The organism is Variovorax sp. GW822-FHT04A09 (genome assembly GCF_058801005.1).
In genome coordinates, this window is record NZ_JBXAMV010000001.1 from 1 (window position 1) to 19,953 (window position 19,953).

The following is a 19,953-nucleotide window of genomic DNA, read 5'->3' on the forward strand; positions in this document are numbered from 1 at the left end:
GCCGGTGCGGGGCCGGAGGGCGCGGGGCGCGCGGCCTGCTGCGCCATCAGGTCGCCCAGCGGGTCGCCGGGCGGCATGGCGGGGCGCACGGGCGCGGGGGCCGTCGACGGTGCGGCGGGGGCGGGCGGGGCGGTGGCGACGACGGGGCCGTTGCTGGGAGGGGTGGCGGTGCTGCTGCCGTTCTTGGGCGCATCGCGCAGCCGCTCGGCGATCAGCGCTTCCATCGGGTCGATGGCCTGCTCGGGGTACAGGTCGAGCACCAGCCGGTGCTTGTAGGCGGCCACGGGTGCCAGCGAGAACACCTGCGGGCGCACGGTCTGCTTCAGGTCGAACACGATGCGCACCACCTTCGGTGCGTTCTGCCCGATGCGCAGGCCGTTGATGTACGGGTCGCCGGGCTTGATCTTGCCGACGAGGTCGCGCAGCTCGGTGTTGAGGTCGATGCCCTCGATGTCCACGGCCAGCCGGGGCGGGCTGCCGACCACGAGCTGCTGCGAGTTGAGGCGGGCATCGGATTCGATGGTCACGCGGGTGTAGTCGGCGGCGGGCCACACGCGCACGGCGAGGATGCTGGCGCCGCGCGCGATCTGGTGCACGCCCAGCATCAGCGCGATGCTGCCGCCTTGCAGCAGCACGCGCCGTTTCAGGCCGGTCGCCTTCATGCGGCCAGGCACGCCAGCAGATCGCTGCCGCGAGGGGTGTTCGCCAGGAGGGTCACGCTGCGGGTGTCGTCGGTCATTGCTTCTATTTTAATAGCTAGGTCGGCAGGTGGGGTGCGCCCCGCGGCGTTTTCCGGCCACTCGGCCAGCTTGAGGCCGGGGCCCGCGAAGATGTCGCGGAAGCCCGCGTCGTCCCATTCGCGCGGGTCGGCGAAACGGTAGAAGTCGAAGTGGTAGATGGCCAGCCCGTCGGGCGCCTCGTGCGGCTCGACCACCGCGTAGGTGGGGCTCTTGATGCGTCCGGTGATACCGAGCGCGCGCAGCAGGTGGCGCACGAAGGTGGTCTTGCCGGCGCCCAGGTCGCCCTGCAGCGCGATGAAAGCGTCGCGCAACGCGGGCGATGCGGCGAGCGCGCGCGCCAGCGCGTCGGTGTCGTCTTCGCCCTGCCAGCGCAGGGTGCGCGTTTCTACAATCGGCAAGTGATCGTCAGCCATCCACTCGTTGCTCGTATTCAGGCCTTGGCCCGGGAACTCGGATTCTCCCAAATCGGAATCGCGGGCGTCGATCTGTCGAGCGCCGAAGACGGTCTGATGCAATGGCTGGCCCATGGGTTCCATGGAGAAATGCAATACATGGCAACGCACGGCACCCGCCGCGCGCGGCCCGCGGAGCTGGTGCCGGGCACGGTGAGCGTGATCACCGCGCGCATGGACTACCTGCCGCGCGACACCGACGCCGAGTGGCAGGCCATCGAGTTCGACCGGCTGCGCCGGCCCGGCGAGGCCATCGTGTCGCTGTACGCGCGGGGCCGCGACTATCACAAGGTGCTGCGCAACCGCCTGGCCAAACTGGCCGAGAAGATCGCCGAAGAGGTCGGCCCTTTCGGCCACCGCGCCTTCACCGATTCGGCGCCGGTGCTCGAGGCCGAGCTGGCCTCGCGCAGCGGCCAGGGCTGGCGCGGCAAGCACACGCTGGTGCTCGACCGCGACGCGGGCTCGATGTTCTTCCTGGGCGAAATCTACGTCGACATGGCGCTGCCGCCGAGCGAGCCCGTCAGCGCGCACTGCGGCAGCTGCAGCGCCTGCATCGACGTGTGCCCGACGCGCGCCATCGTCGCGCCGCAGCGGCTCGATGCGCGCCGCTGCATCTCGTACCTGACGATCGAGCACGCCGGCGCCATCCCGACGGAGCTGCGCCCGCTCATGGCCAACCGCATCTACGGCTGCGACGACTGCCAGCTGATCTGCCCCTGGAACAAGTTCGCGAAGAAGAGCACGCTACCCGACTTCGACGCGCGCGAGGGGCTCACGGGCCGCACGCTGGCCGAGCTGTTCGCGTGGAGCGAAGAAGACTTCCTGCGCCGCACCGAAGGCAGCCCGATCCGCCGAATCGGCCACGAGCGCTGGCTGCGCAACATCGCGGTGGCGCTGGGCAATGCGGTGCGCTCAGGCGAGGGCGGCGCGAAGGAAGCGCTGGCCACGCGCGCCGAACATCCGAGCGAACTGGTGCGCGAGCATGTCGCGTGGGGGCTGGCGCAGCAGCCTGCGGACCCGCCGGTTTAAGCGGGCAGGATCTCGCGCACGCGTTCCCAGGGTCGGCACATGAGCGTGCCACGCGGCGACACGACGATGGGCCGCTGCAGCAGGATCGGGTTCTCCACGATCGCGTCGAACAGCTGGTCGTCCGTCAGTTTCTCGTCCGCCAGCTTCAGCTCTTCGTAAGGCGCCTCCTTCGTGCGCAGCAGGTCGCGCGCCGTCAGGCCCATGGCCTTCGTCAACTCGCGCAGCTTCTTCTTCGAGGGCGGCGTTTCCAGGTACAGGACGATCTCGGGCTCCACGCCGCTTTCGCGGATCAAGCCCAGCACGTTGCGCGACGTGCTGCAGTTGGGCTTGTGGTAGATCGTCATCGGGTAGGCGGTGGTCGGTGTGCGTGCGGTCATGGCGTCGATTATGAGAAGAGAAGAATGGGCCTCAGCTTGTCTCTTCGTCCGCATCCATCGAGAACGGAAAGCGCGCCGCCCAGAACGCCGCCAGCCGCGGGTCGGCGTCCACGCGCCGCACCACGCGCGCCATGCGCGGCGCCACGCGGTAGAAGCGCCGGCGGGTCGGCGTCCAGCGCGACACCACGGTCACGTACAGGTCGAGCATGCTGAGCTTGTCGCCGAGCAGGTAGGGCGAAGGTTCGTCGATCTGCGTGTCCATGAGGTGCCAGCAGTGCGCGATGCGCGCGGCCGTGCGCTTGAGCACCACGGCCTGCGCGGCGGCATCGGCCGCGAGGCGCGACGGCTCGTCGCGCACCCAGAACATCGAATAGATCGAGGCCGGCAGGTAGACCATCCAGCGCAGGTACTGCGCGCGGCGCGGGTCGCCGGGCGCGGGGCAGAGCCCGGCCTCGGGGTAGCGGTCGCCCAGCCAGATGAGGATGGCTGCGCTCTCGGTCATGACTTCGCCCGACGGCAGCACGAGCGCGGGCACCTGCTGCATCGGGTTGACGTCGGTCAGCCGCTCGCGTTCGGACTCGCCCTCCCAGGGGGCGATGTCGATCGTGTCGACCTGCGCGCCGATCAGCGTCAGCGCGGCGTGGATGGGCGTGGCGCCCGAGCCGGGCGCCCCATAGAGGGTGTAGCGGTCGGCGGCTGTTGCTGCGACCGCCGGGGCGGATGGAGAGGCCATCCGCGCAGGTTACTGCAGGCGTGCGCCTCTTGCCAACCCGCCTAGGCGGCCAGCAGTGCGTCGACCTTGTCCAGCGCCTCGAGCGTCTTGAAGCAGGCCTCGGCCACTTCGGTGCCCTTGATTGCGAAGTGGCGGTGGAAGTACTTGCGGTGCTCCACGTGCTCGTGGAAGTGATGCGGTGTGAGCACGGCCGAGAAGATCGGCACGTCGGTCTCCAGCTGCAGCGACATCAGCGTGCTGACGACGGTGTTGGCGACGAACTCGTGGCGGTAGATGCCGCCGTCTACCACCAGCGCGCAGCCGATGATGGCCGCGTACTTGCCCGAGTTGGCCAGGCGCTTGGCGTGCAACGGAATCTCGAAGGCGCCGGGCACATCGAAGATGTCGATGAGCTCGCGCGCCACGCCGAGCCGCGCCATCTCTTCGAGAAAGGCGTCGCGTGCCTGGTGGACGATGTCGGAATGCCATTGCGCCTCGACGAATGCGATGCGCTGGCCGCGCGGCGAACCCGACGCGGTGACGGCAGAAAGGGGAAGGTCGTTGATCTGACTCATGGTGTGCCTCTTGAAAGCAGGTTTCCTGAATCAGGGCGCACGAAACCACAGGCCCGCTCGCGCGCCGGTTTGCCCAAAAAGAGCAAAGCAAGGCGCGCGGGCATGCCCGCATTTCGCGCTCTCTTTCATCCGGACTGTGACCGTCGGCTTCGGAATCGCACCGAAATCTGCTGACCCTCGAACCTGTGGCAGGTCCGAGGCGCTCGCGGGCTTGTGCAACTTTCGTTGCCATCACCGCCGGTGGGGAATTGCACCCCGCCCTGAGAACGCTTGCCGTCCGGCGAACCGGACGACGGCGCGATTCTAGAAGCACGCCGCCGGGCCGGTTGTCGCCCGCGCGCCAGACCTTCGAGCGCGCGGGGATTTGCTTCAGAAGCGGTACGTCGCGCTCGCGGTCAGGGTACGGCGCTGGCCGTAGAAGCAGTCGCCGCGCGCCAGGCAGGTGGTGATCTGCACCTTGTCGGTCAGGTTGGCGACGTTGAGCGCCAGGCGCAGCGGACCGTTGTCCCACGCGAACATCGCGTCGAACAGCGTGACCGCGGGCGCGGGGTTGCTGTCCATGCCGTCGTACGACTTGCCCAGGTAGCGCACGCCGCCGCCGGCCGAGAAGCCGTGCAGGCCGCCGATCGAGAAGCGCTTGGTCACCCAGGCCGAGGCCGTGTGCTTGGGCACGCCCGAGATGCGCTTGCCCAGGTCGGAGCCGTTGCTCCTGGACACGCGCGCGTCGGTGTAGGCGTACGAGGCGATCCAGTCCCAGTCGCGCGCGATGCTGCCCTTGTACTCGAGCTCCAGGCCCTTCACGTGCACTTCGCCGAGCTGCACGCTGTTGAGCGGGTTGGTCGGGTCGGGGGTCTTGCGGTTGGTGTCGCGCAGGTCGTACACGGCCGCCATGAACGAGGTGCGCTGGCCCGCGGGCTCCCACTTCACGCCGGCTTCCCACTGCTTGCCGCGCTGCGGCTTGAAGGGGTTGTTCGACGTGTCGACGCCGCCCAGCGGCAGGAACGATTCGGCATAGCTCAGGTACGGCGCCCAGCCGCCATCGGCCAGGTAGACCAGGCCGGCGCGCTTGGTGGTGGCCTTGTCGTCGGCCGCCGCGGCGGGGCGGCCTTCGGTGTCGGTGGTGGCCTTGTCATGGCGCAGGCCCAGCAGGCCGATCCAGCGGCCGTACTTGACCTGGTCCTGCACGTACAGGCCCGCCTGCTTCTGCACCACCTCGGGTGCGCGCGTGTAGCTAGTCGGCGCCGTGTAGTTGCCGTACACCGGCGCGTACACGTCGAGCGCGCCCGCACGGCCGCGGCCCGAGAGCTTGGAGGTGGTGTTGCGCTGGAAGTCGGCGCCCAGCAGCAGCGTGTGCTCGACCTCGCCGGTCTTGAAGTGCGCTTCGGCCTGGTTGTCGAGCAGCAGCATCTTGCCGCCGTTGATGTCGCTGCTCAGGTCGCGCTCGATGGTGCGCTGGTCGGCGTTGAACACCGGGCGTGCCGGACGGCCCGTGAGGCGGTTGGCCGTGAAGCTGGTGTACGAGGTGTTGTACCAGACCTTGCTCTCGGTCGAGCGCAGGTTCTGGCGCACCGTCCAGGTGTCGTTGAGGCGGTGGCTGAACAGGTAGCCCAGCGAGGTGCTGCGCGTGTCGAAGCGGTCGAAGCCCGGCTCGCCGGTGAAGGTCGAGGTCGGGATGCGGCCGTACAGCGAGGGCAGCAGCGTGCCCTGCCACGGGAAGAAGCCGATCAGCGAACCGCTCTTGTCCTTCTGGTAGGACGCCTGCAGCGTGAGCGAGGTGTCGGCGTTCGGGCGCCAGGTGAGCGAGGGCGCGATCGCGATGCGGTCGTCCGACACGTGATCGACCTGCGTGCCGCTGTCGCGGTTCACGGCCACGAGGCGGTACATCCACTTGCTCTCGGGGTCGAGCGAGCCGGTGAAATCGGCGGCGATCTGCTTGCGCGCGTTGTTGCCCAGTTGCAGCTGCACTTCGCGCTGCGTCTCGGCCTGCGGGCGCTTCGACACGAGGTTGAGCACGCCGCCGATGCCGCCCTGGCCGTACAGCACCGACGAGGGGCCGCGCAGCAGCTCGACGCGTTCGAGCATGTACGGGTCGGGCCGGCTGGCGTTGTAGGTGCCGTAGGTGCGTTGCAGGCCGTCGAGGTACTGCACGGCGTCGCCGCCGCGGGCCTTGAACGAATCCACGCGGCTGTCGAAGTAGCTCGACACCACGCCGGCCGTGTAGTTGGTGGTCTCGCGCAGGGTGAGCGCGCCCTGGGCTTCGATCTGGTCGCGCGTGACGACCGAGATGGCCTGCGGCGTTTCGATCAGCGGCGTGTCGGTCTTGGTGGCCGTGCTGCCGCGCCTGGCGACGAAGCCCGTCACGGGGCCGGTGGCGGTTTCACCCGCATCGCCCGAGACGGTCACGGTGGGCAGCGCCTGCCGCGTTTCGGCAGCGGCGGTTTCTTGCGCGTGGGCATGTGCGCTGGCGGCGAGCGCCACGGCGGTGACCGCGAGCGTGGCATAGCCCCGCCGCGTGCGCGGCGTTCCGGGGCGACGATTCTTGAGTGTCATGTGCAGCTTCTCCTGTGTCCTGCGTCAGGTGTGTCTAGGGCGGGGGAGTGGCTGCGGCGCGGTCGGGCGCGCCATGGCTTCTCGGGTGCGATCGAAAAAAGCGGAAACGAACGAGCGCGTGCCGTGGCGCATTCCGAAAGGAAAGCGCATCCGGCTGGTGTTGTGTGTCTACGGCGTCGTGGGGGCAGTGGCCGGGGGCGACGACGGGATGTGTCGTCGCTCGGGCTGCTGCGTCTTCGTTCCTTCGAAGACGGCTGGCGGGCTCGCGGCGGGCGCGGGCGGCTGGCTGAGGCGGGCGATTATAAAAGGCCGCGTCAGCGGCCTGCGAGGAACTGCGTCATGCGGTGCAGTTCTTCGTCGAGGCCCGTGCGGAAGGCCGCGCCGTGCGGCTTCTTCGCGTCGGCATAACCGAAGGCCGGCTGCAACCGACCTTCAGGTACGCTCACGTTGGCCCAGCCGATCACGCGGTCGTGCCACAGCATCGGCAGCGCGTAGTAGCCGAACTGCCGTTTCGGCGCGGGCGTGTAGGCCTCGAACTTGTACGTCCAGCCCCACAGCAACTCGAAGCGGCGGCGGTCCCACACCACCGGGTCGAAGGGCGCGAGCAGGCGCACCGCGTCGTCGGGCGCATGGCGGCGCGAGGCGGGGTTCTCGTCGGCGGGCCAGTACCAGGTGGTGCCGTCGATGCGGCAACTGGCCAGCTCCTCGCGCGCCAGCCGCAGCGCAGCCTGCGTCTGCGCGGCCAGGTGCGGTGCGCCGTAGCCGAGCAGGCGCACGAGGTAGGTCAGGCTCGTGGCCGGCAGCGGTGCGTACTTGCGCACCACCAGTTCGATGAGCGCCGCCGCACGCTGCGCGCGCCCGGCGGGGCTGTCGTCGGCGGGCGGATGGCTCACCGCTTCGTAGACCCGCGTGCCGCTGTCGCGCCGCACCACGCGCAGCAGGCCGCGGTAGTGCATGCCGTCGAGCAGGTGCGTGGTGGCATTGCTGGAACCGCCCCAGTAGTTCTGGATGCGGCCATGCGCGAAGTGCTGCTCGACCTGGCGTGGATGCACCGGACCGTGCTCGCGCACATAGGCCAGCACGTCGGCGGCCTTGCGGCGCGTGTCCGCGTCCCAGGCTTTCCTGGCCTCGCGCGGATGCATCAGCGCCAGGTGTTCGCGCGGCAGGAAGCCGTAGTTGACGAGGCAGTCTTCCTCGATTGCAAGCCGCGCGTAACGGCTTTCGAGATCGCCCGCGTGGTAGTCCTTCACGCGGTGGCGCAGCGTGAGGTCTTGCGCCCGCGCGGGCGCGCGGATCGGATCGGCCTGCACGAAGCCGAGCTTGCGGATGGCGGCGGGCAGCGTCGTCGGCGTGAAGAGGGTGCGCGCGACGGCGTAGCGGCGCAGGTCGTCGAGGGTGGGGGCAGCCATGCTGCGGATTGCAGCACAGGTCGCCACTTTTCGCTTCGTGGCGAGTTGCTGTTCAGGGCGTCGCTCCCGCCGACGAGGTACCTTGCTCCGCGAATGTCCCCCGGCCTGCGGCCTCCTCCTTGATTTCGCTGCGCAAGGCACCTCATCGACGTGAGCGGGTTCAGCGTGCGTGTTGATCGGGCCGCACAACGACCGCGCCCACCGTGCTCAGGACACTGGGTGCTTCCCGCAGCGAAATCAAGGAGGAGGGGCGAAGCCCCGGGGGACATTCGCGGAGGGAAGTGCCCGGTGGCCTGGGCACGCGCCCTGAACAGCAGCGTTCAGACGGCAGTCTTGTGCCGCTCGATGCAAACGTCGAGCGTCTCGGCCCCAGTCCGTTGCCACCAGTCCAGATTCGAAAAAATCTCGACCTCGCTGAAGCCGGCAAAGCCCGCGTCCTCGACCCACCCGCGAATCTTCTTCAACTCGACAACGCCGTCACCCATCATCCCGCGATCGGAGAGCAGGTCGCGCGTCGGCGTGAGCCAGTCGCAGACGTGGTACGCCAGCAGCCGCTCGCGACCGGCGCGCGCGATCTGCTGCTGCAGCTTCGGGTCCCACCACACGTGATAGATGTCGAGCGCCACGCCGAGCATGCCGGTCTTGCCCGCATCGAGTTCGTCGCACAGGTCGAGCGCGTGTTCGAGCGTGTTGATGCACGCGCGGTCGGCCGCCTGCATCGGGTGCAGGGGCTCGATGGCCAGCGGCATGCCGACCTCGCGGGCGTATTCGAGTGAGGCGGCGATGCCGTCGCGCACCTCGCTGCGCGCGCGGCGGATGTCCTTGTACGCCGCCTTGCCGTCGAGCGCGCCGGGCAGGGCGCCGACGACCAGCACGAGGCAGGGTGCGTCGAGCGTCTTTGCCTCGTCGATGGCGCGGCGGTTGTCGTCGAGCGCGGCCTTCAGACCGGCCGCATCGGGCGCCGGGAAGAAGCCGCCCCGGCAGTAGCCCGAGAGGCCGATGCCGTGCGCCTTCAACTGCTTGGCCACCTTGTCGAGGCCGACGGCCGCGACCTGGTCGCGCCATGGGCTGATGGCGCGGATGCCGCGTTCGGCGCACTGGTCGATGAGGCGGTCCAGCGGCACCTCGGCGCCCGACTGCTTGCGGATGGTCGCCGTGTTGATCGACAGCCAGTCGTGGTTCTGCGAAAAGTCGCGCATGGTCGCCATCAGCCTTCCACGCCGTGCAGCGCCAGCAGCGTCTTCATGCGCCGCACCGCGAGCTCCGGTTGCTCCAGCAGGTTGGCTGCATCCGCGAGACGGAAGAGTTCAGCGAAGTGCTGCAGCGAGCGCGTGCTCTGCTGCCCGCCCACCATCGTGAAGTGCTTCTGGTGGCCGTTGAGCCAGGCCATGAACACCACGCCCGTCTTGTAGAAGCGCGTGGGCGCCGCGAAGATGTGGCGCGACAGCGGCACCGTGGGGCCGAGGATTGCGTGGAACTTCTCGCTGTTGCCCTGGGCCAGTGCGCCCAGCGCGGCACTCGCGGCGGGCGCGATGGCGTCGAAGATGCCCAGCAGCGCATCGCTCTTGCCGTGCGTCGGCTCGCTGCCGAAGCCGTCGCCGGCGATCAGCTCGGCGTAGTTGAAGTCGTCGCCCGTGTACATGCGCACACCCTTCGGCAGGCGGCGGCGCATGGCGATCTCCTTGTCCTTGTCGAGCAGCGAGATCTTGATGCCATCGACCTTGTCTGGATGCGCCGCGATGATGCCCACGGCGGTGTCCATCGCCGCATCGACATCCTTCGTGCCCCAGTAGCCCGCCAGCGCCGGGTCGAACATGTCGCCCAGCCAGTGCAGCACCACGGGCCGCTTCGCCTGGCTCAGGATGCGGTCGTACACGCGCTCGTAGTCGGCGGGGCTCTTGGCCACGCGGGCCAGTGCGCGGCTGGCCATCACGATCAGCTTGCCGCCGAGCGCCTCGATGGCGGCCATCTGTTCTTCGTAGCCACGGATCACGTCGTCGACGCTCTTCACGTCGTCGATGTTCAGGTGGTCGGTGCCGCAGCCCGAGGCGACGAGCGCGCCGGGCATGTCCTTCGCGGCGTCGAGCGAGCGGCGGATCAGTTCGAGCGACGTGGGCCAGTCGAGGCCCATGCCGCGCTGCGCGGTGTCCATCGCCTCGGCCACGCCCAGGCCCAGCGAGAACAGGTGGCGGCGGTAGGCGATGGTGGTGTCCCAGTCGACCGCGCATTGCAGCCACGGGTCGACGGCCGCGAGCGGGTCGGCCACGACGTGGGCGGCGGAATAGGCGATGCGGTTGAACTTCACGCCCGCATCGGGCTTCACCGGCGCGGTGCCGCGCAGGGCGTAGGACGCGAGCGCGCCGCTCGCGGTGGGGAGGGTCAGCGACAGGGCCATGGCTTTGTCTTCTTCTTCCTCAGACCTTCAGCGTGGGCACGTCGATCCAGCGGCGCTCCTGCCACGACGCGAGCGCGGCCTCGACCAGCTGCACGCCCTTGGCGCCTTCGGGCAGCGTCCACTTGTAGGGCGCGTCTTCCACCACGTGGCGGATGAAGTGTTCCCACTGGATCTTGAAGCCGTTGTCGTAGACCTGCGAGTCCGGAATTTCCTGCCACTGGTCGAAGAAGTTCATCGTCTGCTTCTCGTCGGGGTTCCACACCGGACGCGGCGTGGCCACGCGCGACTGGGCGCGGCAGCTCGACAGGCCCGCCACGGCCGAGCCGTCGGTGCCGTCGACGTGGAAGGTCACGAGGTCGTCGCGGCGCACGCGGGTGGCCCAGCTCATGTTGAGCTGCGCGATCACCGGCTCGCCGTTGTGGCCCGTGAGTTCGCAGGTGGCGTAGGCCGCGTCGTCGGCGGTGGCCTCGTAGGGCTTGCCGGCTTCGTCCCAGCGCGTGGGGATGTGCGTGGCGCCGATGCACGACACCGACTTCACCTCGCCGAACAGGTTGTCCAGCACGTAGCGCCAGTGGCACATCATGTCCAGGATCATGCCGCCGCCGTCTTCCTTGCGGTAGTTCCAGCTCGGGCGCTGGATGGGCTGCAGGTCGCCCTCGAACACCCAGTAGCCGAACTCCAGGCGCACGCTGAGCATGCGGCCGAAGAAGCCCGCGCGGCGCAGCATGTCGAGCTTGCGCAGGCCGGGCAGGAAGAGCTTGTCCTGCACCGCGCCGTGCTTCAGGCCGGTGGCCTTGCCGGCTTCGTCGGCCAGGCGGGCGATCTCGACGGCTTCGTTGAGGTTGGTGGCGATCGGCTTCTCGCAGTACACGTGCTTGCCGGCGCGGATGGCCTTGGCCAGCAGCGTGGGGCGCATCTGCGTGGTGCCGGCGTCGAAGAAGACGGTGTCGTCCTTGTTCGCCAGCGCCTGGTCGAGGTCGGTGCCCCAGCGCGGGATGTTGTGGGCCTTGGCGAGCGCTTCCATCTTCTCGGCGTTGCGGCCGATGAGGATCGGGTCGGGCATGACCTTGTCGCCGTTCGACAGCGTCACGCCGCCCTGGGCGCGGATGGCGCAGATGGAGCGGATCAGGTGCTGGTTCATGCCCATGCGTCCGGTGACGCCGTGCATGATGATTCCGAGACGTTGGATGGCCATCGTGGGTTCCTTGGGGAGATGCAGGGGAAAAAAGAAAGGGTCTTCGATCGGAGTGGCGCGTGGCAACGCCGGGGCAGGCCGGGCTGCCCCGCGTGCACGACGCGGCGCGAGACCTCGGCGTGTCTGCTGTTACTGCTGGACCGCGAGGCCAGCGGCCTTCACGAGTTGCGCGTTACTGGTGATCTCGTCCTTGATGTAGGCGTCGAACTGCTCGGGCTTGAGCGTCCAGGCGTCGGCGCCCAGCTTGAGGAAGCGCTCCTTCACCTCGGGCGTGGCCAGGGCCTTGACCACCTCGTCGTGCAGGCGGTTGACGACGTCGCGCGGCGTCTTGGCGGGCGCCATCATGCCGATCCAGAAGTTGAACTCGGAGCCGGGCACGCCGGCCTCGGTGGTGGTGGGCACGTCGGGCAGGGCGGCGGCGCGCTTGGGCGAGCCCACGGCCAGTGCGAGCAACTGGCCTTCCTTGATCTGGCCGATGACGGGCGCGATGGGCGAGAAGTAGTAGTCGACGCGGCCCGACAGCACTTCGGTGACGGCTTCGCCCGATCCCTTGAACGGGATGTTGGTGGCGTCGATCTTTGCGGCCATCTTGAACTTCTCGGCGTTCAGGTGCGTGGCGCTGCCCTGGCCGGCCGAGGCGAAGTTCATGCTGCCGGGCTTGGCGCGCGCGGCGGCCAGCAACTGCGGCAGGGTCTTGATGTTCTTGCTGGGCGAGATGACCAGCGCGTTGGGCAGCGACGAGATCGGCGTGACGCCCGCGAAGTCGTGCACCGTGTCGAAGGGCAGCTTGGCGAAGGTCGACGGGCTCACCGTGTGCGACGACGAATGGATCATCACCGTGTAGCCGTCGGGCGCGGCCGTGGCTACCGCCTGCTGGCCGATGGTGCCGCTGGCGCCGCCGCGGTTCTCGATGATCAGTGCCTGGCCCATGCTGGTGCCCATCTTGTCGGCGATGGCGCGGGCAATGATGTCCGTCGTGCTGCCGGCGGCGAACGGAACGATCACGCGGATCGGCTTGGTGGGGTAGCCGTTCTGCGCGGCCGCCAGACCCGGCAGCAGGGCGGCCAGGCAGGTCAGCGAGGCCAGGAGGGTGGTGCGTGCAAGTTGCTTCAAGGTTGTCTCCGCGCGGTCGGGCCGCAGTTCTTGAGTCATCAATTCACCATTGAGTGAATTAGTGAATTGTAGGAACGGCTGCGCCGCAGCGTCAACCGACGCTGCTTGGTGAAAACCCGGGGGCGTGGAAAAGGGCGCCTGCAGCGCCCGAAGGCTCAGTGCAGGACGTAGCCCAGCACGAGGTCGGTCATGTGCGAGAGGCGTTGCGCCATCGCCTTGGGGGCACGCAGGTCACGCCCGAAGATGGCCGACAGCGTGTGGTTGTTCGAGAGGTAGAAGTAGCACAGCGAGGCGATCGAGATGTACAGCTGCACGGGGTCGACGCCGGCGCGAAAGAGGTTGTCCTTCTTGCCGCGCTCCAGCACGGTGTCGAGCAGCTGCACCAGCGGCGAGTTCATCTCCTGGATGCGCTCGGAGCGCTTCAGGTGCGCCGCTCCGTGCAGGTTCTCGCTGTTGAGCAGCGTGATGAACTCGGGATGCTCCAGGTAGTAGTGCCAGGTGAACGACACCAGCTGGCGGATCGCCTCGACGGGCTCGATCTCGTCCAGGTGCAGGCGCTGCTCGGCGGCGCGGATGTCGGCGTACACGCGCTCCAGCACGGCCAGGAACAGGTCGTCCTTGCTGCCGAAGTAGTAGTAGATGAGGCGCTTGTTCAGGCCCGCGCGCTCGGCGATGCTGTCCATGCGCGCACCGGCCAGGCCGCGTGCGGCGAACTCGTCGCGCGCCGAGGCGAGGATGGCCAGTTGCGAGCGGTCGGCGTCGCGCGAGCGCGGCTCGAGCGTTTCGGGCAAAGAGTCCTTGGGGGCCTTCATGACGCGAATTTAACCAATTGGGGAATTAAGACAAGGCGTGGAAGGCAGGCACACATAATCGCCGGAGACATTTGCAACTGAGGTTCGAACTTTCCATGAGTACATCACAACCCGCGGGCCACCTGATCGTCGAGTGCCTGGTCGAACAAGGCATGCAACTCGCCTTCGGCGTGCCGGGCGAGAGCTTCCTGGCGGTGCTCGACGGCTTCCATGCCTACCGCGACCGCGCGCGTTTCGTGGTGAACCGGCAGGAGGGTGGCGCGGCCTTCATGGCCGAGGCGCATGGCAAGCTCACGGGGCGCCCGGGCGTGTGCTTCGTGACGCGCGGGCCGGGGGCGACCAATGCCTCGATCGGCGTGCACAACGCGTTCCAGGATTCGACGCCGATGGTGCTGTTCGTGGGCGACGTCGGCAGCGACTTCCGCGATCGCGAGGCCTTCCAGGAGGTGGACTACGCCAGCTTCTTCGGGCCGAGCACCAAGGGCTTTGCGAAGCGCGTGGAGCGCATCGACGACGCCGACCGCATTCCGGAGTACATCGCGCGCGCCTTTGCCACCGCGATGAACGGCCGGCCGGGCCCGGTCGTGCTGGTGCTGCCCGAGGACATGCTGCGCACCGAGACGGCGGCGCGACCGCTGGCGCGCGTGGAGGCGGTCCAGCCGTGGAGCGACCCGGGCGCGCTGCGCACGTTGCGCGAGCTGCTGCTGAAGTCGCAGCGCCCGCTGCTGATCGCCGGCGGTGGCGGCTGGACACCGCAGGCCGCGCAGGCGCTGCAGCGCTTCGCCGAGAACTGGCGCCTGCCGGTGGCGAATGCCTTCCGCTTCCAGGACACCTTCGACAACCACCACCCGCAGTACGCGGGCGACGTGGGCATCGCCATCAATCCGAAGCTCGCGCAGCACGTGAAGGACGCCGACCTGGTCCTGGCCATCGGCCCGCGCCTGGGCGAGATGACGACCGGCGGCTACACGCTGCTCGAGGCGCCGAAGGCCAAGCAGACGCTGGTGCACATCCATGCGAGCGCCGAGGAGCTGAACCGCGTCTACCAGGCCGACCTGGCGATCAACGCCGGCATGAGCGCCGCGGCGCGCAGCCTCGAGGTGCTGAGCGCGCCGCCCTCGCTGCCGTGGGAAGCCTGGACGCAGCAGCTGCACGCGGACTACGAAGCCTGGCTGCAGCCGCAGGCGCTCGCCGGCATGCCGGCCGAGACGCCGCGCGGTGCGGTCGACATGGCCGCCGTGGTGGCGCTGCTGCAGAAGCACCTGCCGGCGGATGCGGCCATCACCAACGGCGCCGGCAACTTCGCGAGTTGGGTGCATCGCTACTTCCGCTACCACGGGCTCGCCAAGGGCGCCAAGACGCAGCTGGCGCCCACCAGCGGCGCGATGGGCTACGGCGTGCCGGCGGGCATTGCCGCGAGCATCGCCACCGGGCGCGTGGCTTTCACCATCGCGGGCGACGGCGACTTCCTGATGAACGGGCAGGAGCTGGCCACGGCCTCGCAGCACGGCGGCAAGAGCATCGTCGTGCTGCTCAACAACGGCATGTTCGGCACGATCCGCATGCACCAGGAGCGCGAGTACCCCGAGCGCACCAGCGGCACCGCGCTGCGCAACCCCGACTTCTGCGGCCTGGCGCGCGCCTATGGCTACGCGGCCGAGCGCGTCACCGAGACGGCGCAGTTCGAGGCCGCGCTGCTGCGTGCGCTGGCGGCCGACACGGGCACGCTGATCGAGATCCCGCTCGACCCCGAAGTGATCACCACGCGCGGCACGCTGGCGTCGATCACGCGCGCGGCGAAGCAGCAGGCGCAGGGCTGAGCGTCACGCGATGGCGGGCCACCTCGTCGCGCAGCGCGGGCGAGCGCAGTTCGAAGACGTCGAACAGGCCGAGCGCATCGAGCGTGGGGATCAGCGCCGCGAGGTCGTCGCGGGCGACGCGGCGTTCGTCGGCCGTGGCGTTCGGGTCTTCGAGCACGCGCGCATTGGCAAGGAAGGCGCCGACCGAACCCTTGCGCACGGTGCGGCCGTCGATGACGGTGAAGTCCTGTCCGTCGGGAATGATGTCTTGCGCTTTCATGGCGGTTCCTTGGGATTGGTGGAGGTGCATCCGATGCTAGGCAGCGGGGCGGTGCCCGGCTTGCGGTGCGGGGCCAATCGATACCGCTCGCGGGCCAACCATGGCGGCTGAATCGCCCGCCACGCTCTGGCGCTACGCGCACGAAGCACCGCGCGTCACGGGCTACCACGCGCACGCGACCGGCCAGCTGTTTGCGCTGCGCGAAGGCCTGCAGGTCATCGAGACGCCTGCGGGGCGCTGGGTGCAGCCGCCGGGATGGATCGGCTGGATCGCGCCGCGCTGTGCGCATGCCGCGCAGAGCTTCGGGGCCACGGCGGGATGGAGCCTGCACATCGATGCGTCGGCCGCGGCGGCGCTGCCGGACGGGCCGCATGTCTTTGCCGCCACGCCATTGGTGCGGGAGCTGGTGGCGCGGCTGATGTCGTTGGAGGCATCGGACGCGCTGCTGGAGCCCCGTCGCACGCGACTGGTGGGCGTGCTGGTCGACGAGCTGGCGGCTGGCGGGCGCGAGTCGCTGCACCTGCCCATGCCGCAGGACCCACGGCTGGTGGCGATGGCGCGTGCGCTGGCAGACGAACCGGCGCTGCCCGACGGCATCGACGAGTGGGCCGATCGCATCGGCATGGCCCGGCGCACGCTCACGCGCCGCTTCGCCGCAGAGACCGGACTGAGCTTCACGCAATGGCGCCAGCAGGCGCGTTTGCTGAAGGCCGTGGAGTTGCTGAGCCTGCGCGAGCCAGTGACGGCGGTGGCGCTGACGGTGGGCTACAGCTCGGTGAGTGCCTTCATCGAGGCCTTCCGCAAGCACTTCGGCTGCACGCCCGCGCGCTTCTTCGAGGCGGGCGAGGGCTTGCTGCAGGTGAAAAAAAAGCCCGCATGACGCGGGCTTTTTGACTCAGGAGCACGAGGCCCCCGAACGCTTACTTGACGTGCTTGCCAATCAGCGCAGCCAGTTCGAACATCGAGACTTGGGCCTTGCCGAAGATTTCCTTCAGCTTGGCGTCGGCGTTGATGTTGCGCTTGTTGGCCTTGTCTTGCAGGTTGTTCTTCTTGATGTAGTCCCACAGCTTGCTCACCACAGCGGTGCGCGGCAGAGGCGTCGAACCGACCACAGCGGCCAGGGCCGGGCTCGGGGTCAGGGCCTTCATGAACGCAGCGTTGGGGGTGCGCTTCTTGGCGGGAGCGGCCTTCTTTGCAGGAGCCTTCTTCGCCGGTGCAGCCTTCTTTGCAGGAGCAGCCTTCTTGGCGGGCGCCGCTGCCTTCTTGGCCGGTGCGGCCTTCTTTGCAGGAGCCGCAGCCTTCTTTGCGGGAGCGGCCTTCTTTGCCGGAGCTTTCTTGGCCGGAGCCTTCTTTGCAGTTGCCATGGTTGATTTCCTTTTTTGGTTGAACGTTCACCAATGAAAAACTTGCGTCTCCAGTGGCAATGCGGATGCTAAATGAGAAAAAACGCGTTTCCAAGGGAAAAAGCGCTTTTTTCATTGGGAGCTGTTGTTTTTTCAGAGGGGAGAAGGGACGTTGTTCACGTTCGTCGCCCCGGCCACGTCGCCAGCACCACGCCCACGAGGGCGATCGCGAAGGCAAGCAGCTGCGGTGAAGTGAGGTTTTCCCCGAGCACGAGCACGCCCACGAGCGCCGCGCTGACGGGCAGCAAGACAGTGAAGACACCCGCTTGTGCCGCTGGTACGTGGCGAAGTCCGGTCATCCACAGCCACACGGTCCAGATGCTGGCGGCCAGTGCGTAGACCACCAGCAGTGCCCAGGTGCCGAAGCGCACGGCGGTGAAGTCGAACTGCAGCGCGAACCAGATGCCGAAGGGCATCGACAGCACGAAGCCCCACAGGTTGATGAGCGAGGCGATGCGCTTGGGCCCCAGCTTGCCGGTGAGCGACTTGCCGATCACCGCATAGGCGGCCTCGCAGAGCACCGCGCAGAACACGAGCAGGTTGCCCAGCCAGGGCATGGACGGCGCACCGGCCGCAGCGCCGGAGGTGGGCGGTGCATGCGTCGGCGTGAACGCGAGCAGGCCGATGCCCAGTGCCGCGCAGGCAATGGCCAGGCCGATGCGCACCGTGATGCGCTCGCGCAGGAAGAGCCAGCTGGCCACAGCGACCACGGCGGGGATCGACGCCATGATCACGCCCGCAGACACGGCACTCGTGAGGCTCACGCCGAACAGCATGCAGATCGAGAACAGGAAGTTGCCGAGGAAGGACTCGAGGAACACGAGCCCGCGCGTGCGTGCGCTCATGGGCGGTTCGTCCGGCGTGGGCTGGAGCCAATGCGGCATGGCGAGCGCCGCGATGCCGAAGCGCAGCCAGGCCAGCAGCAGCACCGGGAAGGCTGCCACCAGCGGCTTGGAGAGGGCGACGTAGATGCCGACGAGCGACATGCTCAAGGCCAGGCAGCCGTAGGCCACGAGGCGGCCGGAAGTGGAAGCGGCGGGGTTCAATAGACTGGGCGCTGGTTGTTGATCGGATGGATTCGATGATGCCCCACGTTCTTGTCTACGGCACGCTGCGGCGCGGCGGGCGCAACGACATCGCGCGCTACCGACCGGCGCCGGTGTTCGTCGGCGAGGCCGTCATCGCGGGCACGCTGTACGACCTGGGCGCGTACCCGGGCGTGGTGCTCGGCGGCGCGGGGCGTGTGAAGGGCGAGGTCTACCGCATCACGCTGGAGGTCGAGCGCGAACTCGACCGGCTCGAAGAAGTGGCCGAAGACGATTCGGGCGAGTACATCCGGCGCCGCGTGCGCGTGGCGGTGGGCGCGCAATCGATCGACTGCCTGGTCTACGAGATCCATCCGACGCGCATCGCGGGCCGCCATGTGATCGACAGCGGCGACTGGATCGCGCATGCGGCGGGCGCCGCCGGAGAGGCGTGGTTTTCACAACCGAAAGAGTGATTCCGCATCGCGAAAATTCGAACTGCTGCGCCGCAATATTTTTTCTCGATATGAGAAAAATAATTTCTCATTGAGAAATATCTCCATAAGTTGTTGATTTTGTTGGTTCAAAAATATGTCTTCTATAAGACATAAGAGTCCGCAATCGGATTACAGTAACCCCACGGCCGCAACGCCAACCTTCAATCAACCTCACGGAGTGACCATGCCCCAGACCCTGAACGAACAACTGAGCCGCGAACAGCAAATTGCCGCCCTCGAAAAGGACTGGGCCACCAACCCTCGCTGGAAGGGCGTGAAGCGCGGCTACAGCGCAGCCGACGTGGTTCGCCTGCGCGGTTCGCTCCCCATCGAGCACACGCTGGCCAAGCGCGGCGCTGAAAAGCTCTGGGCCAAGATCAACGGCGGTGCCAAGAAGGGCTACGTGAACGCCTTCGGCGCGATCTCTGCTGGCCAGGCCATGCAGCAAGCCAAGGCCGGCCTCGAAGCCGTGTACCTGTCGGGCTGGCAAGTCGCCGCCGACGGCAACACGTCCGAAACGATGTACCCCGACCAGTCGCTGTACGCCTACGACTCGGTGCCGACGATGGTCCGTCGCATCAACAACACCTTCAAGCGCGCCGATGAAATCCAGTGGGGCCGTGGCATCAACCCGGGCGACAAGGAATTCATCGACTACTTCCTGCCGATCGTCGCGGACGCTGAAGCCGGCTTCGGCGGCGTGCTGAACGCCTTCGAACTGATGAAGAACATGATCGCGTCGGGCGCTGCCGGCGTGCACTTCGAAGACCAGCTGGCCGCCGTCAAGAAGTGCGGTCACATGGGCGGCAAGGTGCTCGTGCCGACGCAGGAAGCCTGCGAGAAGCTGATCTCGGCGCGTTTCGCCGCCGACGTCATGGGCGTGTCGACCATCGTCCTGGCCCGCACCGATGCGGAAGCCGCGAACCTGATCACGTCCGACCACGACGCCAACGACAAGCCGTTCCTGACCGGCGAGCGCACGCAAGAAGGCTTCTACCGCGTCAAGAACGGCCTGGAGCAAGCCATCAGCCGCGGCGTCGCCTACGCCCCGTACGCCGACCTGGTGTGGTGCGAAACCGGCGTGCCGGACATCGGCTTCGCCCGTGAATTCGCGCAAGCCGTGCACGCCGCCTGCCCCGGCAAGCTGCTGTCGTACAACTGCTCGCCGTCGTTCAACTGGAAGAAGAACCTGGACGACAAGCAGATCGCCTCGTTCCAGGAAGACCTCTCGGCGCTGGGCTACAAGTACCAGTTCATCACGCTGGCCGGCATCCACATCAACTGGTTCAACACCTTCCAGTTCGCCCACGCGTATGCCAACGGCGAAGGCATGAAGCACTACGTGAACATGGTGCAGGAACCCGAGTTCGCCGCACGCGACAAGGGCTACACCTTCGTGTCGCACCAGCAGGAAGTCGGCGCCGGCTACTTCGACGACGTGACCACCGTGATCCAGGGCGGCTCGTCCAGCGTGAAGGCGCTGACCGGTTCGACCGAAGAAGAACAGTTCCACTGAGCTGCCTTTGCTGATCGCTGAGTGACGGCGCGTTGCGCTGTCGCCCCCAAGCCCGGCCTCGTGCCGGGCTTTTT

General features: G+C 67.9%; 20 protein-coding genes and 1 riboswitch. Of the genes, 5 read left to right on the forward strand and 15 right to left on the reverse strand.

Annotated features, from left to right (window positions below):
- Positions 1-662 (reverse strand): AMIN domain-containing protein (locus tag AC1RLW_RS00005; RefSeq protein ID WP_493191818.1); only part of this gene is annotated, 662 nt, incomplete at its 3' end.
- Positions 659-1,153: a tRNA (adenosine(37)-N6)-threonylcarbamoyltransferase complex ATPase subunit type 1 TsaE gene (gene tsaE / locus AC1RLW_RS00010; protein ID WP_056579690.1), complete on the reverse strand. Its 495-nt coding sequence runs from the start codon at positions 1,151-1,153 to the stop codon at positions 659-661. The genes tsaE and AC1RLW_RS00005, both read right to left, overlap by 4 nt.
- Here tsaE and queG point away from each other — a divergent pair.
- The gene (gene queG, locus AC1RLW_RS00015; RefSeq protein ID WP_493191819.1) at positions 1,139-2,221 is read left to right on the forward strand and encodes a tRNA epoxyqueuosine(34) reductase QueG; all 1,083 of its coding nucleotides are present in this window, start codon (positions 1,139-1,141) and stop codon (positions 2,219-2,221) included. The genes tsaE and queG overlap by 15 nt on opposite strands.
- Here the strand turns inward: queG and arsC are convergent.
- The 10 genes from arsC to AC1RLW_RS00065 form a co-directional block, all read right to left on the reverse strand.
- Positions 2,218-2,598, reverse strand: a complete 381-nt coding sequence (gene arsC / locus AC1RLW_RS00020) for an arsenate reductase (glutaredoxin) (protein WP_307589155.1) — start codon at positions 2,596-2,598, stop codon at positions 2,218-2,220. The genes queG and arsC overlap by 4 nt on opposite strands.
- A 31-nt stretch (positions 2,599-2,629) precedes the next feature.
- Positions 2,630-3,331 (reverse strand): glutathione S-transferase family protein, encoded by a 702-nt coding sequence (locus AC1RLW_RS00025; protein WP_493191820.1) that lies wholly within the window; start codon positions 3,329-3,331, stop codon positions 2,630-2,632.
- Positions 3,332-3,372: 41 nt separating this feature from the next.
- Positions 3,373-3,885, reverse strand: a complete 513-nt coding sequence (locus AC1RLW_RS00030) for a 6,7-dimethyl-8-ribityllumazine synthase (RefSeq protein WP_070061276.1) — start codon at positions 3,883-3,885, stop codon at positions 3,373-3,375.
- Between the two features lie 113 nt (positions 3,886-3,998).
- Positions 3,999-4,157, reverse strand: a riboswitch (FMN riboswitch).
- 97 nt (positions 4,158-4,254) lie between these two features.
- Entirely contained in the window at positions 4,255-6,435 is a 2,181-nt protein-coding gene (locus AC1RLW_RS00035) for a TonB-dependent siderophore receptor (protein ID WP_493191821.1), read from the reverse strand.
- Between the two features lie 314 nt (positions 6,436-6,749).
- On the reverse strand, positions 6,750-7,844 hold the full coding sequence (locus AC1RLW_RS00040) for a DNA glycosylase AlkZ-like family protein (RefSeq protein WP_493191822.1): 1,095 nt from the start codon (positions 7,842-7,844) through the stop codon (positions 6,750-6,752).
- A gap of 320 nt (positions 7,845-8,164) precedes the next feature.
- Positions 8,165-9,043, reverse strand: coding sequence for a sugar phosphate isomerase/epimerase family protein (locus AC1RLW_RS00045; protein ID WP_493191823.1), 879 nt, complete (start codon positions 9,041-9,043; stop codon positions 8,165-8,167).
- A gap of 8 nt (positions 9,044-9,051) precedes the next feature.
- Positions 9,052-10,239 (reverse strand): dihydrodipicolinate synthase family protein, encoded by a 1,188-nt coding sequence (locus tag AC1RLW_RS00050; protein WP_493191824.1) that lies wholly within the window; start codon positions 10,237-10,239, stop codon positions 9,052-9,054.
- A gap of 19 nt (positions 10,240-10,258) precedes the next feature.
- Complete coding sequence (locus AC1RLW_RS00055) at positions 10,259-11,434, reverse strand: Gfo/Idh/MocA family protein (protein ID WP_307589140.1); 1,176 nt, start codon at positions 11,432-11,434, stop codon at positions 10,259-10,261.
- Positions 11,435-11,563: 129 nt separating this feature from the next.
- Positions 11,564-12,547 carry a tripartite tricarboxylate transporter substrate binding protein gene (locus AC1RLW_RS00060; RefSeq protein ID WP_139706941.1) on the reverse strand — a complete coding sequence of 328 codons (984 nt, stop codon included), beginning with the start codon at positions 12,545-12,547 and terminating at the stop codon, positions 11,564-11,566.
- A 155-nt stretch (positions 12,548-12,702) separates the two neighbouring features.
- Positions 12,703-13,359 carry a TetR/AcrR family transcriptional regulator gene (locus tag AC1RLW_RS00065; RefSeq protein ID WP_070061270.1) on the reverse strand — a complete coding sequence of 219 codons (657 nt, stop codon included), beginning with the start codon at positions 13,357-13,359 and terminating at the stop codon, positions 12,703-12,705.
- Between the two features lie 95 nt (positions 13,360-13,454).
- Here AC1RLW_RS00065 and AC1RLW_RS00070 point away from each other — a divergent pair, with 95 nt between their 5' ends.
- A complete protein-coding gene (locus tag AC1RLW_RS00070) occupies positions 13,455-15,179 on the forward strand; it encodes a thiamine pyrophosphate-binding protein (protein ID WP_492683735.1) in 1,725 nt (574 codons plus the stop codon).
- Here AC1RLW_RS00070 and AC1RLW_RS00075 read toward each other — a convergent pair.
- Entirely contained in the window at positions 15,145-15,438 is a 294-nt protein-coding gene (locus tag AC1RLW_RS00075; protein ID WP_493191825.1) for a hypothetical protein, read from the reverse strand. The two genes, AC1RLW_RS00070 and AC1RLW_RS00075, sit on opposite strands and share 35 nt — an antisense overlap.
- Before the next feature lie 100 nt (positions 15,439-15,538).
- Between AC1RLW_RS00075 and AC1RLW_RS00080 the strand changes: the two genes are divergently transcribed.
- Positions 15,539-16,318 carry a helix-turn-helix domain-containing protein gene (locus AC1RLW_RS00080; RefSeq protein WP_493191826.1) on the forward strand — a complete coding sequence of 260 codons (780 nt, stop codon included), beginning with the start codon at positions 15,539-15,541 and terminating at the stop codon, positions 16,316-16,318.
- Between the two features lie 40 nt (positions 16,319-16,358).
- Here the strand turns inward: AC1RLW_RS00080 and AC1RLW_RS00085 are convergent, their stop codons facing one another.
- A complete protein-coding gene (locus AC1RLW_RS00085) occupies positions 16,359-16,802 on the reverse strand; it encodes an SWIB/MDM2 domain-containing protein (protein ID WP_062473465.1) in 444 nt (147 codons plus the stop codon).
- 155 nt (positions 16,803-16,957) lie between these two features.
- On the reverse strand, positions 16,958-17,887 hold the full coding sequence (locus AC1RLW_RS00090) for a DMT family transporter (RefSeq protein ID WP_493191827.1): 930 nt from the start codon (positions 17,885-17,887) through the stop codon (positions 16,958-16,960).
- A 35-nt stretch (positions 17,888-17,922) separates the two neighbouring features.
- Between AC1RLW_RS00090 and AC1RLW_RS00095 the strand changes: the two genes are divergently transcribed.
- Positions 17,923-18,342: a gamma-glutamylcyclotransferase family protein gene (locus AC1RLW_RS00095; protein ID WP_493191828.1), complete on the forward strand. Its 420-nt coding sequence runs from the start codon at positions 17,923-17,925 to the stop codon at positions 18,340-18,342.
- 205 nt (positions 18,343-18,547) lie between these two features.
- Positions 18,548-19,879: an isocitrate lyase gene (aceA, locus tag AC1RLW_RS00100; RefSeq protein ID WP_056579731.1), complete on the forward strand. Its 1,332-nt coding sequence runs from the start codon at positions 18,548-18,550 to the stop codon at positions 19,877-19,879.
- The last annotated feature ends 74 nt before the right edge of the window (positions 19,880-19,953 follow it).

Excerpts from the sequence above, each read along its gene's own strand:
- tsaE (WP_056579690.1), bottom strand. The coding sequence starts at position 1,153 with ATGGCTGACGATCACTTGCCGATTGTAGAAACGCGCACCCTGCGCTGG.
- arsC (WP_307589155.1), bottom strand. The coding sequence starts at position 2,598 with ATGACCGCACGCACACCGACCACCGCCTACCCGATGACGATCTACCAC.
- AC1RLW_RS00025 (WP_493191820.1), bottom strand. The coding sequence starts at position 3,331 with ATGGCCTCTCCATCCGCCCCGGCGGTCGCAGCAACAGCCGCCGACCGC.
- AC1RLW_RS00030 (WP_070061276.1), bottom strand. The coding sequence starts at position 3,885 with ATGAGTCAGATCAACGACCTTCCCCTTTCTGCCGTCACCGCGTCGGGT.
- AC1RLW_RS00035 (WP_493191821.1), bottom strand. The coding sequence starts at position 6,435 with ATGACACTCAAGAATCGTCGCCCCGGAACGCCGCGCACGCGGCGGGGC.
- AC1RLW_RS00040 (WP_493191822.1), bottom strand. The coding sequence starts at position 7,844 with ATGGCTGCCCCCACCCTCGACGACCTGCGCCGCTACGCCGTCGCGCGC.
- AC1RLW_RS00045 (WP_493191823.1), bottom strand. The coding sequence starts at position 9,043 with ATGCGCGACTTTTCGCAGAACCACGACTGGCTGTCGATCAACACGGCG.
- AC1RLW_RS00050 (WP_493191824.1), bottom strand. The coding sequence starts at position 10,239 with ATGGCCCTGTCGCTGACCCTCCCCACCGCGAGCGGCGCGCTCGCGTCC.
- AC1RLW_RS00055 (WP_307589140.1), bottom strand. The coding sequence starts at position 11,434 with ATGGCCATCCAACGTCTCGGAATCATCATGCACGGCGTCACCGGACGC.
- AC1RLW_RS00065 (WP_070061270.1), bottom strand. The coding sequence starts at position 13,359 with ATGAAGGCCCCCAAGGACTCTTTGCCCGAAACGCTCGAGCCGCGCTCG.
- AC1RLW_RS00070 (WP_492683735.1), top strand. The coding sequence starts at position 13,455 with ATGAGTACATCACAACCCGCGGGCCACCTGATCGTCGAGTGCCTGGTC.
- AC1RLW_RS00075 (WP_493191825.1), bottom strand. The coding sequence starts at position 15,438 with ATGAAAGCGCAAGACATCATTCCCGACGGACAGGACTTCACCGTCATC.
- AC1RLW_RS00080 (WP_493191826.1), top strand. The coding sequence starts at position 15,539 with ATGGCGGCTGAATCGCCCGCCACGCTCTGGCGCTACGCGCACGAAGCA.
- AC1RLW_RS00085 (WP_062473465.1), bottom strand. The coding sequence starts at position 16,802 with ATGGCAACTGCAAAGAAGGCTCCGGCCAAGAAAGCTCCGGCAAAGAAG.
- AC1RLW_RS00095 (WP_493191828.1), top strand. The coding sequence starts at position 17,923 with ATGATGCCCCACGTTCTTGTCTACGGCACGCTGCGGCGCGGCGGGCGC.
- aceA (WP_056579731.1), top strand. The coding sequence starts at position 18,548 with ATGCCCCAGACCCTGAACGAACAACTGAGCCGCGAACAGCAAATTGCC.